Source organism: Longimicrobiales bacterium (assembly GCA_035764935.1).
Taxonomy (GTDB): Bacteria; Gemmatimonadota; Gemmatimonadetes; order Longimicrobiales; family RSA9; genus DASTYK01.
In genome coordinates this window covers 15,841-33,289 of sequence record DASTYK010000041.1, presented here as the reverse complement: position 1 = coordinate 33,289, position 17,449 = coordinate 15,841, and the positions used below count along the sequence as shown (strand labels likewise).

The following is a 17,449-nucleotide window of genomic DNA, read 5'->3' as shown; positions in this document are numbered from 1 at the left end:
GAGGATGCTGCGCTGGGGGATCGGCTGGAGAATCTGGGCGTGATGCCGCTGCGCATCCGGCACCGCGCCCCCGTGCTGCACCTGCACCACGAGCGACCCTGGCGCGACCCGGAGATCATGCGCCGCAATGTCGAAGTGCGGAAACGGATCCGCGCGAGCGGTGAAACACGTGCGGTCGAGGGGATCGCGGAGCTCGAGCCGGCGTCGTAAGGGGATCGGATCTCCGGGAGCCGCGTGCCGGCACTCCCGGGTCAGTGCAGCCGGCGCAGCTCCCGCAGGATCATTTCCGGCTCGTTCGCTTCCAGCAGGCGACGTCGCACGCCGCGATCGTCGTGCGTGATCAGCTCCGCGGTGAACTCCGGTACCCAGGCGGGCAGTGGTCCCGGCTGGATCAGGCCGGCAGCAAGCAGTGCGGGTTGTGCGTCGACGATCTCGAACAGCGCCACGCGCAGCTCGTGGGCGCGCTCGATTGCGTCCGCCTGGAAGGAGCCGGTGGTGAACAGCAGCGCACTGCGCGCATTCGCGTGGTCAGCACGCAGGCGTGCGTCATCCACGTCGGCTGTGCCGAGTTGGCCCGCAATGTTGCGACACGCCACGCACGCGCTCCACCTGCGGCCGTAGGCCTCGAGGGCACCTGCGAGCTCGAAGCGCCAGCCGTCGCTGGACGGCTCGTACGAGCCCCTCCTGCGGCGCAGCCCGGATGGCTCGATCCCCGCGCGCCGCAGCTCACGCACGACGAGGATCTCGCAGTCGTCGGCTGTCAGCGCGAACCTGCTGCTCACTGCTCGTGTTCGATGCGCTCGACCGTGCCGCGCCAGTAGGGGTAGCGCCCCTCGGGGAGCAGCCAGGCGACTTCCGCCCGCGCAGGCACCATCACCCTGTTCCAGCGGATGTAGCTGAAGTACCTGCCTTCGAAGGGCGTCAGCACGTTCCTGCCGTCCACCGAGCGGTGACGCTCGGCGGTCAAGCGGCTGATCTCACCGGTCGGATTGAAATGGAATTCCGCGGATGCCTGCACGGCGCCGTCCGTGACCGTGGCGCGGGCCACGTGCTCGCTCACGGCTTCCCACGTGACCGGCTCGCGCGCAAGCACTGCCGGGAACCACGCGGATTCGCCGAGCCAGCGGGTGAGCGCGCTCTGCGCGAGCTCCTCGTTGCCGGATTCGTTGACCACGGGCAGGATGCCGGCCATGCGCCCGTTCATCGTGGCGCCACCCGCGATGTAGCTGTCGCGGACCTGGACGGGCAGCAGCGGCAGCATGCGGATCGATGCGTCCCACACGAACCCCGGCGGCACCGTCGTGAACGTCTGCACGGCGTCGAAGGGCGCCCACCCGCCCGCGGGCCGGCTCTGGAAGTGGCCGCTCCACACCACACGCACGACGGCCGGCCGCTCGAGCCCGTCCGGGAGCGCCATCTTCAGGTACCGCGCCACGGGTCCGGGCAGCGCATCGAGCTGTTCGTGTGTGAGTGGCGGTTGTTGCGGGCCGGCATGCGCTGCGCCACGCAGCCGTGCGAGCGCACGTGCCGTCTGACGGTACCAGGCCGCACGCCCGGCACCCACCGCAGCCGCACCACCGGCCAGTACCGTACCCACTGCGGCACCGGCAAACGTCTTCCAGCGCTTCACGTGCGTCTCCGTCAGGCGGGTGTGTCGCTGCACTCGCTCGCGACGCAATACCTGCGCCCCGTCAGGACCCCAGCCGCTCCTCTACCAGCCTCCGGAACGTGCCGTCCTCCAGCAGTGCGCGCAGGTGCTCGCCCGGACAGCTCGTCTGCGCGTAATCGTAATGACCGCCGATCCGGTCGAGCGGCACGTCGAAACGCTCCACGGCCCAAGCCATGAGATCCGCGATCGCTTCGATCTGCGCCTTGGTGGGCTCCTGCAGGCCGTAGTTGCCGATCACGCTGATCAGGAAATGGCCCGCCGGGTTGTAGTCGGTGTTGGTCTCGCCCATGTAGCGCCAGTCGCGGCCCTCGTAGACGCGTCCCGACAGGTCGATCAGGAAATGATACGGCACGTCCCACCAGTTGCGGTCCGAGGCGCCCCAGGACTGGAGGCCACGCAGCTTCGCGACGGGGTCATCCGACGGACGCAGTGGCTCGGCACTGCCGCTGTGGTGCAGCGTCACGTGCGTGATGCGGTGCGGTATCCGCAACCGCAGCTCGGCACCGCCCGCGACTGCGGACTGCGCAACCGCCGGGGGCAGCGAGGCCAGCGTGGCTAGCTCGAGCGCGACGAGGCCGGCACCGAGCTCGCCCGGGCCGTAGACCGCGACCACCGCAACGTGGTAGCCGTTCCAGTTGAACGCCGCACCTTCGTGAACGGTGCGCTCTTCGGTGGCACCGTCCTGCGCCAGCCGCAGCCGCACGACGTCAACAGGATCCGAGTCGCTCGTGGAATCGACGCTCGTCGCCAGGACACTCACCGTCATGTCGCGGAAGGCGAGCTCATCGCCCGCGCGCAGGTTGCGCCGCGTCGCGTCGGCCGCATGACCGAGCGGCGGCGTAGCGTCCCACGACGCGTGTGGTATCGCCGACGGCGGCAGCTCGTGCTCGTAGGCAGCAGGGCTCGCCGCGGGGGCGCGCGTCGTACAGCCCGCAAGCACTGCGGCCGCCAGCAGCAGCGGGGAGTGTGTCCGGGTTCGAATGGCTTCGCTCATGGATGGACACTAACAGCCGGCGGCAGGAGGCGCACTGTCCAGGAGGGCAGGCTCGTCGAACGTCTCCCCGTCGGCGCCAGTATCCACGATGCCGGACACACCCTGTCGGACCGTCTACCGCGTCGCCAGCCGGAGGAATTCGTCGCGGGTCATCTGGCAGTCCGCAAACGAGCCGCGCAGCGCGCTCGTCAGCGTCATCGAGTTCTGCTTCTCCACGCCCCGCATCATCATGCAGAGGTGGCGCGCCTCGATGATGACACCCACGCCCCGCGGGTGCAGCACGGATTCCAGTGCATCGGCGATCTGGTCCGTCAGCCGCTCCTGCACCTGCAGCCTGCGCGCGAACACGTCGACGATCCGGGCCAGCTTGGAAAGTCCGATGATCCGGCCGTTCGGGATGTAGGCGACGTGTGCCTGCCCGTAGAACGGCAGCATGTGATGCTCGCACAGCGAGTACAGCTCGATGCTGCGGACCAGTACCATCGAGTCGTGGCGCTCCTCGAACACGCCGCTGCCCACGACCTTTTCCGCCGAGCTCGCATAGCCGCGCGTGAGCCACTGCAGTGCACGCGCCGCACGCTCCGGCGTGCTGCGCAGCCCCTCGCGTTCCGGATCCTCGCCCAGGACCGTGAGCAGCTCGTGGATCAGCTCCGCGGCGCGCTGCGTACGGTCCGCAGGCGCGTCCGGCGCGGTGCCATTCGCACCCGGCCGCAGCGCGGCGACGACGTCGACGCTCATCGCGCACCCGCCGCGGCTCGCGACTCGCTCTCCATGTCCGCTTCCACTTCCAGGCTCAGCATGTCACGGGAGACCGTTGCGAGCGCATGCAGCGTGTTCCCCTCGATGTAGCGGAACGCGCGGCCATCGCCGTCCGACGTGCTCTCGACACGCAAACCGTCCAGGCCGGGCGCATGCCCCACGTACCGCACGCTGGCGTCGAACTGCGTGGTCCAGAAGAACGGGACATCCGTCCAGGCCTGAGCCAGCCCCAGGATGTTGCGCGCTGCCGCCTGACCCTGCCGCTGCGCGACGACCCAGTGCTCCACCCGCATGCGACGCCCGGTGCGCGCATCCGGCCAGCGCGCGATGTCGCCGGCCGCGTAGATGTGCGGATCCGACGTGCGCAGGTACTCGTCCACGAGAACGCCGTTGTCTGCGTCGAGGCCCGACTCGGTCGCAAGCCTCACGTCGGGATCCACTCCCACACCCACGATCACCAGCTCCGCTCCCAGCTCCTCGCCGTCGCTCAACACGACCGAAGCATCCTCGATACGCGCGATCGTGCGGCCGAGCCGGAACTGCACACCATGCCCGCGGTGCACATCGAGCAGAAGGTTGCCCAGCTCCTCACCCAGCGTGCGCTCGAAGGGCAGCCGGTCCGGTGCGACGACGGAGACGTCCAGCCCGCGCTGCCGGAGCGAAGCCGCCACTTCCATTCCGATGAAGCTGGCGCCCGCAATGACCACACGGCCGACCTTTTCGGCCCGCGCGATGATGCTGCGGCTGTCCGCGAGCGAGCGCAGCGTGTGCACGTGCTCACGGTCCGCACCAGGAACGTCCAGGCGCCGCGGCGTCGAGCCGGTTGCGAGCAGCAGCGCCGCGTAGGGCAGGGAAACACCCGACTGCAACAGTACGACTCGCCGCTCACGGTCGATGCGGCTTACCGCATCGCTCACGCGCTCGATCCGGTGCTCCTCGTAGAAGCCGGCAGGCCGGAGCGGGATCCATTCCTCCGGTGCTGTCCCCTGCAGATAGTCCTTGGACAGGTTCGGCCGATCGTACGGCGCGTCACGATCCGGGTCCACCAGCACGATGTCGCCGACGAACCCCTCGCGACGCAGCCACTCCGCCGCCGCACTGCCCGCGGCCCCCGCGCCGACGATCACCACGGGACCGCGCACGTCCGAGCGGCGGCCCCGCGACGACAGCGGCGCTGCTTCCTGCCTGCCGCCGACAAAGGCGCGGCCGTCGCGCACCTCGACCGTCCAGGTCGCCACCGGGTTCAGCGCCGGCGCACCGAGCGCCTCGCCCGTCCGCAACGAGAAACACGCGTGGTGCCACGGACAGCGCACCGTGTCCCCGACGATCAGCCCCTCCGCCAGCGGCCCGCCGTAGTGCGTGCACGTCGCGCCGATCGCATGCACCGTGTCGCCCCGCCGCACGAGCAGGATCGCCTCTTCGCCCAGGTGCCCTGCCAGCGGGACCCCCTCCGCCAGCGCGCCCAGCGGTACGCCGTCCTGCAGATCCACCCCCGTGTTCGCTCCGCCACCCTCCGCCATCCTCACCTCCGATGCACGTGTACCTCGGATGAGTATGCTGCCGCGTCGGATTTGTCAAGCAACATATTGACAAATAGGTGACCGAAGCCGGCGGTTGCAGGGAACCGATCCCGCGTGGGTCACCCGCCGAGCAGCGCGCGCACCGCAGCATCCAGCTGCCGGTCCCCGTCGCTCAGGCCCTCGCCCAGCGGCCTGGCGACATGCACGTCCACGGGGCGCGGATACAATTCCATGTCGTCGCCGGCGGCACCGCGGATGCGACTGCGCGGCATCCGGAACGAGGAGCCGTCGACGAGCTGGAGGTTCCAGGTGTAGATGATCCAGCCGGCGGTCGGCTCTCCGATGATGGGTCCGAGGCCGAGGGCGCGGTAGCCCTCGGTGAAGTCTTCCGCATCGGACAGGCTGTTCAGGTCGATGACGAGGGCAGTCGGTGCCTCCAGCGCGCGCTGGCCGAGGATGCTGCGTGCCGGTGCGGTGGGGAAGCCGCGGATCTCCATCGTGATGTAGCCGCGTCGCGCGAACACATCGAGTGCATACGCGTTGACGAAGCCACCGCGGTTGCCGCGCAGGTCGATGACGACGCCCTCACGTCCGAAGTTTTCGGCGTCGAGATCGACAATGAGCTGTTGCAGCGATGGCCAGCCCATGTCGGCCATGTGGACGTAGCCGAGTCTGCCGTTGCTGACGTCGTGCACGTATGCGCGGTTGCGCTCGACCCATTCGCGGTAGCGCAGCCCGCCTTCGGCGGACGTGGAGACAGGCTTGACCACGATGGTGCGTGCTTCACGGCCGTCGGGGTTCGTGGCCACGCGCAGCTCCACGCGATCGCCGACGGTGCGCTCGAGCAGCCGGTCCAGGTTCTCGCCAGCGCGCAGCGGCTGATCGTTCACGGCGAGGATGTAATCGCCGGCTCGCACGCCGCCGACCTCCGCCGGCCCGAGAGGGACCAGCGACGTAACGCGATGAAGGCCCTGCTCGAGAGGACCGGGTTCCAGGTTGACGCCGATGCGTCCTGTCTCGGCACTGCGTCCGGTCGGCTCGTTGTGCCCGAGGTGTGATGCGTTCAGCTCGCCGACCATGAGGTTCATCAGTCGCTCGAGCTCCTGGCGTGTCTCTGCGCCTGCGACGTACGGTGCGAAGCGCGCGCGCACCTCGTCCCAGTCGCTGCCGTGCATCTCCGGATCGTAGAAGTGATCGCGGAGGTAGCTCCACCCCTGGTCGAACACCTCCAGCTTCTCGCGATCGAAGTCGACGTCCATCTCGGCGTTCACGGCCACCGGTTTAGCGTTCTGCCCATCGATTCCGACGGACTGAACCCGGCCACGGTCGAGATAGAAGATGGTCTTTCCGTCCGGCGTGAAGTGCGCCAGGCCCTTGCTACCCGGCGTCGACGTGAGCTGCTTCGCGACCGGGCGCTCATCGGCGAGTGGGTCGAGCGAGAACGAGTACAGGTTGGTCTGTCCCTCGGCGCTCGCCTGGAAGACGACAGTCTTGCCGTCGGGTGCGAAGGTGAGAGGCCCCGCATCCACGCCGAGCGGCAGCAGCTCGAGCCGGCGGTGGATCCCGTCGAGCTCGATCTCTACGACGACGGAGTCGACTGCGGCGTCGCTCTGCGACTGCGGGCGGCGTGTGCGGGCCGTGTCATTGCTTTCGCCGGGCGTTTCCTGTTCGAAAAGGGAGCGCCACCGGGACTCGACGAACTCCGGCGTGCGGGCAACGAGATCGATGCGCGCGATCTGGCCGTTCTCCGTGCGATGCTGCGTATCGAAGTACAGGGCGGTTCCGTCCGGCGCCCAGGCCAGGCTGCCGGCGAAGGAGTTCGCGAGCTGACTGATGCGCTGAGCAGGCTGCGAGCCGTCGGCCGGGACGACATGGACGTGGGTGAACATCCGGGCGTCGGTCGCGAAGTACGCGAGCCAGCGACCGTCCGGCGACCAGGCAAGCGGCCGCGCCATCGTGAACGGCGCCTTCCACATGTGACCGGTCGCGACGACGCGCTCGCTGCCGTTCTGCAGGTCAGCGACGATCAGCTCCCGGCCGTCGCGCACCCAGGCGAGGCGGTTGCCGTCGGGTGAGAAGCGCGGCGTCGCCTGCACGGCTTCACCGGAACCGATCGCGCGTTCCTCGCCGCTGCCGAAGTCGTAGACGTACACACGCGGCGTGCCGTCCCGCCGTGACGTGTACGCGATGCGCCGCGAGTCCGGTGCCCAGGTGACATCTTCCTCCGGTGCGGGCGTCGCCGTGACCTGTTGCGCGGGCGCACTCGCATCGGCCGGCGCCGCGAACACGTTGCCGCGCGCGACGAACGCGATCTTCTTTCCGTCGGGCGACAGGGCGAGGTCGGAATAGCCGGAAGACAGCGTGAGATGCTCCGTCGTCGGACCCTGCGCGGCACCACGCAGCGTGATCTGCAGTGGTCGCGGCTCGGCGCCTGGCGCGAGGTCGAGGCGCCAGATGCCGAAGTCGCGCTCGAAGACGACCGTGTTGCCGCTGTTGCCGAGTGACGGCCAGAGGACGCGACCGCTGGTGAACGTCGTGAGTGGTCGCGCGGAACCGTCGGCCAGGGCTTGTATCCACAGATTCTCCGCACCGTTGCGGTCCGACATGAACACGAGCGCGCGGCCGCCATCGGCCCATAGCGGCCAGAGGTTCTTGGTGCCCGGCTCCGAGACGCGCGTGTACGACGAGCCCGTCGCATCCAGCAGCCAGAGCTCGGCTTCATCGATGTGGCTGTGGCCGTTGCGCCACCACTGCGAGAAGCCCATGCGCGCGCGGGCGCTCATCGCAACCGCGCGGCCGTCGGGCGACGGCGCAGCGAAGTACTCGGGCGTCGCCGGATCGCCGGACACGAGAACCGGCGTGCCACCCGCAATGCTCACCTTCTGCACGTCCGTCATGCCACCGATGTCGCCCGCGGTGGTCGTGAAGTACAGCCACTGTCCGTCGTGCGACCAGGTATCGAGCGATTCCGCGGCATCACTCCACGTCAGCCGGTTGACTGCGCCGGTCTCGAGCTCGAGCACGAACAGGTCGTCACTGCCACCGCGATTCGAGACGAACGCGAGCTGGCGTCCATCCGGCGAGTAGAGCGGCCGCGATTCCGTCGCCTCGTGACTCACCAGCAGGCGAGCTGTTCCGCCGTTGGACGGGACCGCCCAGATATCGCCACCGGACACGAATGCCACCTCCGCGCCGTCGGGTGACAGTGCAGGCTGGGCGAGGGCGCGGCGCGGGGTCACGTCGGCGGCTGACTGGGCGTGCGTCGGTGTCGATGCTCCAGCCGCTGGCAGAAGGGCGAGCAGCGCGAGCAGGGAGAACGAGTGCGGATTGCGTCGCATGATGTTCCGGGCGTTCGGGAGAGCGTCGGGATCGTGCGAAGATATCGGCCGCCGGGGCGCGCCTCGCAAGCTCATGGTGAGAGAGGGGGCATGCCATGGATCGCTGCTGCTATATCGAGCGGTGCGGCTGATCGGGCGCAGTACGACACCTTCCGCGTCGGTACCGACGATGATGATCCTTGCGCCGCTCATCCTCCAGCGGCAGCTTTCCTTTGCCTGCCATTCCCGATGGGGCCATTCCCCGTCACTGATTCCAAGTATGCACTGTCGCGGCGCGCGCGGAAGCAGGATTTCCCTGTGCCATGGCAGCCTGCGGTCGTCAACACGCGCAGCGATGGCGTCATGAAATCGGCTCTCCTTCTCCCTGCGTTGCTGCTGTGCGGCGCGCTCCCGCAAGCACTGACGGCCCAGGACCTCCCGCAGGTCGGCGGACCGGGCCGCATCACCGGTACCGTGGTCGACGCCGACTCGACTCCCCTCGCCGGCGTCACCATCACGCTCCGAAGCGCTGAGGACTCCACCGTGGTCACGGGTGTGCTGACCGAAGCCAGTGGCGGCTTCGTCCTGGAATCGCTGCCCCTCGGTGATTACCGCATTCGCGTCAGCTTCATCGGGTTCAAGTCCCGGAACAGTGAAACGATTTCGCTGACTGCAGCCTCGAGCACGGCCGACCTGGGCACGATCGACCTGGAGGTGAGCGCTGTCGCACTCGACGCCGTTGTCGCAGAGGCGGAACGCTCGGGTGTCATCATCGAGGCGGATCGCACGATCTACGGCACCGCTGCGATGCCGGTCGCTGAGACAGGCACGGGCATCGACGTGCTGCGCGCGGTCCCGGAGCTCGAGATCGACGTCGACAACAACGTGAAGCTGCGTGGCAATCGTCCGGTCGCGATCCACATCAACGGCCGGCCCGCGCCGCTGCGCGGCGAGCAGCTCGCCAACTTTCTCGAGCAGCTTCCCGGCAATCGCATCGAGCGCGTCGAGGTGATGCCGAACCCTTCGGCACGTCATGATCCGGAGGGCATGGGCGGCATCGTCAACATCGTGCTGCAGGACGACCTGGACCTGGGTCTCAGCGGCAGCCTCTCCGCGAACGCATCGACACGCAACCGGCAGTTCCTGAGCGGGCGGCTCAACTACCAGCGCGGTGGCCTCACGCTCTTCGCCGGCGGTGGCGTGAACCGCTACGGCATGGAGTACACGTCCTACGATCGCCGCGAGAACCTGCTGGCGGATCCGATTACGGTCGTCGAACAGAATGCGACGCGGGACAATCGCTCACGCGGCTGGAACCTCGACTGGACGGCGGAGCTGAAGGTCGGTGCGCAGGCGACACTGTGGTCCAACGCATGGATGTACAGCAGCAGCGGCAGCGGCGGCGGCGTGACCGGCTACGACATCTTCAACGAGGGCCACGTCGAGCTGGAACGCTACGACCGGCTCTCCGACGAGAGCCAGGGCTGGCACAGCTACAACATCGGCGCCGGCTTCAAGCAGGTGTTCGAGCAGCAGAAGCGCGAGCTGACCATCGACGCACGCTGGACCAATGGTGGGCACGAGAGCGAGATCTTCATGACCCGCCACATGCACGTGCAGAACGGTGAGCCGGCGGACCTGACCGACGAGATCACGGACAACGACCAGGACGTCGGCGACGGGCAGCTCTCCATTCAGGCCGATTACTTTGCACCGCTCTTCGGCGGCCGCGTCGATCTGGGCTACAAGGCCTGGCAGCGAACGCAGAACGGCGACAACCTGCTGCGCATCTACGCATCGCCCGACGACGACGTCCCCTCTACGCGCGCAGCGTCAGGCTTCGACTTCGAGGAGATCTTCCATTCACTGTACTGGACGTGGGCACGCACGTTCGGGCAGTTCGGCATCCAGGGAGGGCTGCGTGCAGAGCGCGCCGAGACGGAGTTCCTTTCGCTCGTGACCGGTGACGAGTTCGACCGTCCCTACAACACGCTCTTCCCCAGTGCGAACCTGTCCTGGACGCCGAAGCCCGGGCGCACGCTCCGACTGCTCTACTCGAAGCGGATCAACCGGCCGCACCCCTACTACCTCGATCCCGCAGTTCCCGTGACCGATCCGCTGAACCGCTACGCGGGCAATCCAAACCTGCGCCCGAGCCACACGCAGTCGATCACACTCGACGGCAGCATCACCGGCAGGCTCGGCACGCTGCGCATCGCGCCGTATTACCGCTACTCGACGGACGTCTGGGAGCGCATCCGGACGGTGGATGAGGAGGGCGTCGCAACGTCCCGCTGGGAGAACGCAGCGTCGAGCAAGGCGTACGGCTCCAGCTTCACCATCTCGCTGCCGCCCTCCGGTCGCGTGACCGGTTCGACGTCGTTCAGCGTCTACCGCGACGAGCGCGACGGCAGCAACATCGCCGGGCAGCATCGCCGCGCCGCGTTCCTCTGGTCGCTCGGCGGCAATGTCGGCGTGAAGATCCGCGAGTCTCTCACCTCGCAGATGTACGCGAACTACTTCCCGCAGCAGTCGATCCTGCAGGGACGCGCGTCCGGTTACCTGTTCACGTCGATCTCGCTGCGCCAGCAGATGTTCGGCAACAAGGGCAGCATATCGCTCAGCGTGAGCGATCCGCTCAACCTCTACAGCTACGACAGCTCCACGCGGGATGCCACGCACGTCCAGGTCAGCCGCTCGAGCTTCAGCTCCCGGATGGTGAGCGTCGGCCTCACGTTCAACTTCGGCAAGCCGCCCGAACAGCAGAGCCGCAGGACCGGCCCGGACGAACAGCAGCAGGGGGAAACGATCCGGGTGCGTTGAGCGGCTGGTACGAGCGCGTCACTCCTCCAGCAGCGCGCTGAATCGCTGCAGGTACAGCGCCCAGCCCGTCTCGGATGCGACACCGCCGCGCACTGCCTCCTGCGCTGCACCGCTCAGAGGGGGTTCATTCCGCGAGATACACGCGGCTCGCACCGTGCGCGCGGCGCGCACCATGTTCGCGAGCGCGGGCTCCACGTCCTCGTACGTGCGCGTCTTGAGCCCGCAGTCCGGCGTCACCCAGACGTGCGTGGCCGGCAGCACGCGCAGTGAAGCCTGGAGCCGTGCAGCCATTTCATCTGCCGATGGTACGCGTGGCGAGTGGATGTCGTACACGCCCGGTCCGATATCGCGCGGGTAGCCGCGCTCGCGGAATACTTCGAGCAGCGCCTCGTTCGATCGTGCGTTCTCGATGAGCAGCACGTCGGCGTCGAGCTGCTCGATCGCGTCCATGATCCCGTTGAACTCCGAGTAGCACATGTGCGTCTGGATCTGCGTGTCCGACCGGACGCCGCCGGTCGCGAGGCGGAAGCAGCCCACGGCCCAGGCGAGGTAGCCCGCGGCCTGTTCGTGGCGGAGCGGCATGCCTTCGCGCAGTGCGGGCTCGTCGACCTGGATGACGGCAGCGCCGGCGCGCTCGAGGTCGAGCACCTCGTCGCGCACGGCGAGTGCGAGCTGAACGCAGGTATCGCTGCGCGGCTGGTCGTCGCGCACGAACGACCATTGCAGCAGCGTCACGGGTCCGGTCAGGATCGCCTTCATCGGCCTGTTCGTGAGCGACTGCGCGTACTGCCACCATGCGACGGTGACTGGTGCAGGCCGCCGCACGTCTCCGAAGAGGATGGGGGGCTTGACGCAGCGCGTGCCGAACGACTGCACCCAGCCGTGCCGCGTGAATGCGTAGCCGTCGAATCGCTCCGCGAAGTACTCGACCATGTCGCCGCGCTCGAACTCGCCATGTGCGGGCACGTCGATGCCCGCTGCCTCCTGCACCTGGACCGCGCGTTCGACCTCCTTCTGCAGGAAGCGTTCGTACTCTTCCGCTCCGATCTCGCCTGCGTGGTAGCGCCGCCGCGCCGCACGCACCTCCGCGTGTTGCGGGAAAGAGCCGACGACCGTGGTCGGCAGCGCTGGCAGCGCGAGCCGGGCCTGCTGCAGAGTACGGCGCTCGCCGTATGCGACGTCGCGTGCAGCGCCCGCCGGATCCAGCTGCGCGGTGCGCACACGCACCTCCGGATCCCGTGTGCGGGCGGACGCGGCGCGCGTACGCAGGATCGTTCGGTTCCGCGCGAGCTCGTCGTCGATCGCCGCACGCCCCTCATTGACCGCGCGCGTGAGCGTGGCGACCTCGTCCAGCTTCTGGCGCGCGAATGCGAGCCACGACCGCAGCTCCGGGTCCAGTGCAGTCTCGCGACCGGCGTCCAGCGGTACGTGCAGGAGCGAGCAGGACGGCGCGAGGATCAGCCGGTCCGGCGCGACGTGCGCGGTGATCGCGTCCAGCTTCCCGAGCGAGGATTCCAGGTCGTTGATCCAGACATTGCGGCCGTCCACGATGCCGGCGGAAAGGATGCGGTCCGCCGGCAGACCGTGCCGCGTCAGCAGAGCGAGGTTGTCGCCGCGCGTGAAGTCGAGGCCGATGCCCGCCACCGGCAGGCGGGCGAGCACGGGGTACGCCGCGCCGACGTCGCCAAAGTACGTCTGCACGAGCAGGCGGGCGCTGCCGGCGTGATCGGCGAGCCTGGAGTAGGCGCGCTCCAGCGCGGCCAGCTCGGCGGGCGTGCGATCCTGCACGAGGCACGGCTCGTCCACCTGGATCCACTCCGCGCCCAGCTCGCCCAGGCGACGGATCACTTCACCATAGATCTCGACGAGAGGATCGAGCAGCCGCTCGAGGGGGTCGAAAGACGAGTCGGTCGATCGGCTCAGCAGCAGGAAGCTGACGGGACCGAGCAGCACAGGCCGGGTGCGGACGCCGAGCGCGAGCGCTTCGCTGAATGCGTCGAACGGCCTGGTGGCGGACAGGCACAGGCGCGTTTCCGGCCCCAGCTCGGGCACGATGTAGTGGTAGTTCGTGTCGAACCACTTCGTCAGCGCGAGCGCGGCGACGTCGCGCCCTCCCGTCTGCACCCCGCGCGCGAGTGCGAAGTACGTCGCAAGCGCATCGCTGCCGCCTGCGCGACCGTAGCGCTCCGGAACGGCACCGACGAGCATTGCCGTGTCGAGCACGTGGTCGTAGAGGGAGAAGTCGTTGGACGGGATCAGCGCGATGCCCGCATCCTGCTGCATGCCCCAGTGCGCGGCGCGCAGCCGGCGGGCCGTCTCGTGAAGATCGTGTGCGGGCAGGCGTCCCGCCCAGTACGCCTCGATCGCGTGCTTCAGCTCGCGGTCCGCGCCGATGCGCGGAAACCCGAGATTTGCCGACTGCGCCATGCGTTCCTCCCCCGAGTGCGGGTATGGGTGGAAGGATGGAGGATCAGGTCGCCGGAAACCGTGACTTTGCTCACAGGCGGCGGCCGGCACCGCCGTGGTACGGGAGTCGCAGGACAGGTAGTGCTGGCGCCGAGTGCTGGCGTCGGTCCCGCTGCGCTCAGCGCGCCAGCTGCTCCCCGACCCCCGGAGGTATCCATGAGAGCACGTTCACTCAGACCGGCTGCCGCACTCATCCCGTTCGCGACCCTCGCCGTTGCACTGCCCGCCGCGGCACAGCAGCACCCGATGCCGGCGGAGGCGCCGGCGATGCAGCAGTGCATGGACATGATGGGCGGGCCGCCAGCGGCGCTGCTGCTCGAGCACCGCGAAGCGCTGTCGCTTTCCGCAGACCAGGTCAGCCGGCTCGAGGCGATCAGCGACCGGACGCAGGCGATCGGCGCCGAGCACATGCAGCCGGTGCGTGCTGCGCACATGCGAGCCGTCGAGCTGCTGCGCGCAGACTCTCCCGACTTCGACGAGTACGAGGACGCGCTCGAGGAAGCCGCGGAGCACATGGTGGAGGCGCACGTCGCGGTCGTGCGAGCCAGTGTCGAGGCACGGCAGGTCCTGACGGCCGAGCAGCGCGCTACGCTCCAGACACTGCGCCCGATGCACGCGATGCCGCCCGGCGCAGACGCCGCCGCAATGCCGCGCATGCCCGCACGCCCCGATAGCGCCGGCCCGCCGCGCATGGATGCGGGACAGCCGCGCGCCGGCATGAGTGACATGCAGCACATGCATCAGATGATGATGATGCACTGCATGATGATGGGCGCGGAGGGGCACCAGGGCGGTCACGACGGGTGAGCCGGCTGCCGCTGCGCGGGCTGCGCAGCTCCTCCGGCGGCCGCCAGATCCGATGCTGGATCTGGCGGGCGTGGTGGATGCGATCGTCGAGATGCCTGGACGGCTAGGGAACGGTGATCAACGAACCGAACAGCAGCGCATTCAGGAACAGCCGGTTGGTCCCCAGCCAGTATCCTCTGAAATTCGGGTTGTCGATCAGCAGCACCACGGTGCCGCGGCCGAGCCGGTCGACGAGGACCGAGGGTGAGTTGCGCAATCGCTCGAGGTTGGCAGCGGAGATGTAGCCGCTCAGGTGCGGCTCTGCCGTGAGCTGTGCGACGGTGCTGTACCGGTTCTCACTCGGCTCGAAGAACAGCTCGTGGTCGCGCCAGACCGCGAGGCGCCGATCGTGGTAGCCGAATGCGAGCGGGTGCGTGGTGTCGAGGTCGGCCAGCCAGATGGACCCGCCGATTTCCTGCGCGCCCTCGATCTCGACGGCATCGGCGAAGTCGCGGCGCGTGAGGGTGCTGTCGACCGCCTCCTCGTCCGCCAGCGTCGTGTTCGGCGCCAGTCCGTTGCGCACGGCCCACTGGGTGGCTGTGCGGGTGGCGACCAGTGTTCCGCCTGCGCGGATCCAGCGGCGCAGCGCCTCCAGCCGTTCGCCGTCGATGTACCCGTGATTGCCCGAGACGAGCACCAGGACGTCGTAGTCGTTCAGATCGATCCGGTCCCAGTCGCCCGGATCCACCTTCGTCACCGGCATTGCCATCTTGGTATCCAGCAGATGCCAGAGCTGGCCTGCCTCGTTGGCGGAGAGACCCTCACCGATCGGCATCAGGAGGCGGGGCAGTGTGACCGGACGGAAGCTGCGGCTGCCGAGGTCAGGGCCCGCCACGACGTAGCCGCTTGCGACGGCCTGGAAGCGCACGCCGGCGTCCGCGGCCGCGGTGCGTACGATGTCGTGCAGTGCGGCAGCGTCGGCACTCTGCCGCTCGACGGGCACGACGATCGAACCGCGTGGATACGTCCGCTCACCCTCGTTGGTCAGAACCGTGAATGGCTCGAAGGCGACGTCCGCACGAACGTTCTGTGAGAGCATCGCGTAGAGTGCGCGCGGCGCGTAGTAGTCACTCCAGTCGAGCACATACGCGTAGCTGCTGCGGGGCACGGTGCCGGCACCGGCGGCTTCGGGCACCGCCGTCACCTGTGCTCCCGCGTCGTACCCTCCGCGCACGGCGGCGTCGGGCATGCCGTAGGCGAGGCTGACGGTCCAGGTGGATGCATCGTAGAACAGGCTGTCCGCGTATTCGCTGGTGCGCTCGAAGATCGTGCGCACCATGCGGTACAGCGGCTGGCGCGTCGGGACGATCCATGCGGAGCCGGGCCTGAAGACGTTGCCGTCGGCACGAATCTCGTCTCCCAGGGCGTAGACCTGGATGCGATGGCGCAGCAGCAGGTCGAGGAACTCACGGTTGCGGGATGCGTCGTGCGGATGGCCGAAGACGTATGCCCGGACCGGGAACTCCGCCGCCTCGTCCAGCGCTGACTCGAAGAACCTGCGCTGGTAGTCGTGCATGCGCGCACGCTGATCGATTGCCGCGCGCACGGTCGCGAGACTGGTCCGTACGTGATTGCGGATCGTGAAGGCAAACGTCAGCTCGCCGTGGTGGCTGCTCTGCTGCACGTGTCCGCGCGAGCTGGCCTGCTCGAAGACGAGTCCGAGCCCACCCAGGAACTTCGGGTAGGTAGAGCCGTAGCCCGGATACGTGTTGTCGTAGACTTCCTTGGTGAAGTAGAACGAGCCGATTTCGTCCAGCGCGCCTGCCCAGTAGCGCGCGAAGTCGAGCGTGATGTCCGTGTAGATTTCCTCCGGCAGCAGCGGGTTCCACGACCCGTGCGGTTCGCTCGGCTCGAAGAAGTAGCTGCTGCTGGTGCCCATCTCGTGATAGTCCGTGACCACGTTGGGGCGCCACGCGTGGTGGAACTCGATGCGTGCGCGGCTCTCCGGGTTCTCCAGCGGCAGCCAGTCCCGGTTGAGATCGAACCAGTAGTGGTTCGTACGGCCGCCCGGCCACACCTCGTTGTGCTCACGGTCGGCCGGGTCGGAGACCGGTGGCTCCGCACGGTGCATGTTCGCCCAGTGCGCATGCCGGTCGCGGCCGTCCGGGTTGAGCGACGGCTCCACGTGGTACACGCCTTCACGCAGGTAGCGCTGCACCTCCGGCGACTGTCCCGCGACCAGCCAGTACGCAGTGAGCATGGCCGCCTCCGCGGACGACGGCTCATTGCCATGCACGTTGTAGCCGAGGTGCACGATCGCCGGTCGCTCTCCCGCACCGGGATACGGCTGGGCCGGATCGATCGCGCGCAGGTGTTCCTGCCGGATCTGCTCCAGTCGCGCGTGATTCTCGGGCGACGTCACGGTCAGCACCGGCATCGCACGCTGCTCGTACGTGGTGCCGATCGACTGGTAGGTAGCGCGCGGCGATACACGCGCCAGCTCCTGCATGTACGCGACGATGCGGTCGTGCCGCGTGTGCCAGTCGCCGATGTCGTAACCGAGGAATTCCGCAGGACTCGGAACCGACGGATCGAAGGTCTCGCCGGCCGGGAAGTAGTAGTCGTTCTGCGCGTGAACCGGCGCCGCACTGCACAGCAGGGCAGCGCTCAGGAGTACGCGGGTGTGCAGGTGCCGCAGTCGCATCATCGCTCGCCCCTCGGGTTTGGATCAGGGCGGGATCATAGGGTGGGCTGCCGGTGCGCGGAAGGGAACGCGAGGATTGCCCCGGCACCGGCAGGCGCGCCGAAACCCTCGTTTCCCCAACTCGCTGCGGCTCGGTTTCGCGTTTGTCAGGCTCGACGTCGCGGCCATGACTGCGGCCGTGCACCCGACCGGAAGCGCTGGAATGACACCATTGCCGGTCCGGTCGATCTGCATATCATTCCAGTGACCCCGCGCGCTGCCTGCCAGCGGCGGCCACCGCTTGTTCCCATCAGGATGCTTCTCTGGTCGCCATGCTGGCGATCAACTGGTTCGTCGTCTGCCGGCGGATCCTCCGGCCCCGGCACGTAACCGATCCGTTCTTACGGAAAGGCGACCGCACATGGGAAGGGA

11 protein-coding genes are annotated in these 17,449 nt (G+C 68.3%); 3 read left to right on the top strand and 8 right to left on the bottom strand.

Going from position 1 to position 17,449, the window contains the following annotated elements; all coding sequences use genetic code 11:
• On the top strand, nt 1-210 hold a 210-nt coding region (locus VFU06_03165), incomplete at its 5' end, for a hypothetical protein (GenBank protein HEU5208387.1).
• A gap of 41 nt (nt 211-251) precedes the next feature.
• Here the strand turns inward: VFU06_03165 and VFU06_03160 are convergent.
• The 6 genes from VFU06_03160 to VFU06_03135 all read right to left on the bottom strand — a co-directional run bounded on the left by VFU06_03160 (nt 252) and on the right by VFU06_03135 (nt 8,280).
• Complete coding sequence (locus tag VFU06_03160; protein HEU5208386.1) at nt 252-782, bottom strand: restriction endonuclease; 531 nt, start codon at nt 780-782, stop codon at nt 252-254.
• Nucleotides 779-1,630: a DUF6544 family protein gene (locus VFU06_03155; GenBank protein ID HEU5208385.1), complete on the bottom strand. Its 852-nt coding sequence runs from the start codon at nt 1,628-1,630 to the stop codon at nt 779-781. Before VFU06_03155 ends, VFU06_03160 begins: the two co-directional genes overlap by 4 nt.
• A 61-nt stretch (nt 1,631-1,691) precedes the next feature.
• Nucleotides 1,692-2,663, bottom strand: coding sequence for a peptidoglycan recognition family protein (locus VFU06_03150; GenBank protein ID HEU5208384.1), 972 nt, complete (start codon nt 2,661-2,663; stop codon nt 1,692-1,694).
• 114 nt (nt 2,664-2,777) lie between these two features.
• Nucleotides 2,778-3,401: a GTP cyclohydrolase I FolE gene (folE, locus tag VFU06_03145; protein ID HEU5208383.1), complete on the bottom strand. Its 624-nt coding sequence runs from the start codon at nt 3,399-3,401 to the stop codon at nt 2,778-2,780.
• Nucleotides 3,398-4,942 carry an FAD-dependent oxidoreductase gene (locus tag VFU06_03140; protein HEU5208382.1) on the bottom strand — a complete coding sequence of 515 codons (1,545 nt, stop codon included), beginning with the start codon at nt 4,940-4,942 and terminating at the stop codon, nt 3,398-3,400. The genes folE and VFU06_03140 overlap by 4 nt, the downstream gene beginning before the upstream one ends.
• A 119-nt stretch (nt 4,943-5,061) precedes the next feature.
• On the bottom strand, nt 5,062-8,280 hold the full coding sequence (locus tag VFU06_03135; protein ID HEU5208381.1) for a DPP IV N-terminal domain-containing protein: 3,219 nt from the start codon (nt 8,278-8,280) through the stop codon (nt 5,062-5,064).
• 342 nt (nt 8,281-8,622) lie between these two features.
• On the opposite strand from VFU06_03135, the gene VFU06_03130 reads away from it, so the two are divergent.
• Nucleotides 8,623-11,082 (top strand): outer membrane beta-barrel family protein, encoded by a 2,460-nt coding sequence (locus VFU06_03130; protein ID HEU5208380.1) that lies wholly within the window; start codon nt 8,623-8,625, stop codon nt 11,080-11,082.
• An 18-nt stretch (nt 11,083-11,100) separates the two neighbouring features.
• On the opposite strand, the gene metE is transcribed toward VFU06_03130, so the two are convergent.
• Entirely contained in the window at nt 11,101-13,509 is a 2,409-nt protein-coding gene (gene metE / locus VFU06_03125) for a 5-methyltetrahydropteroyltriglutamate--homocysteine S-methyltransferase (GenBank protein HEU5208379.1), read from the bottom strand.
• Between the two features lie 195 nt (nt 13,510-13,704).
• On the opposite strand from metE, the gene VFU06_03120 reads away from it, so the two are divergent.
• Nucleotides 13,705-14,355, top strand: a complete 651-nt coding sequence (locus tag VFU06_03120) for a Spy/CpxP family protein refolding chaperone (protein ID HEU5208378.1) — start codon at nt 13,705-13,707, stop codon at nt 14,353-14,355.
• Nucleotides 14,356-14,458: 103 nt separating this feature from the next.
• On the opposite strand, the gene VFU06_03115 is transcribed toward VFU06_03120, so the two are convergent.
• Nucleotides 14,459-17,041, bottom strand: a complete 2,583-nt coding sequence (locus tag VFU06_03115; protein HEU5208377.1) for a M14 family metallopeptidase — start codon at nt 17,039-17,041, stop codon at nt 14,459-14,461.
• Between the last annotated feature and the right edge of the window lie 408 nt (nt 17,042-17,449).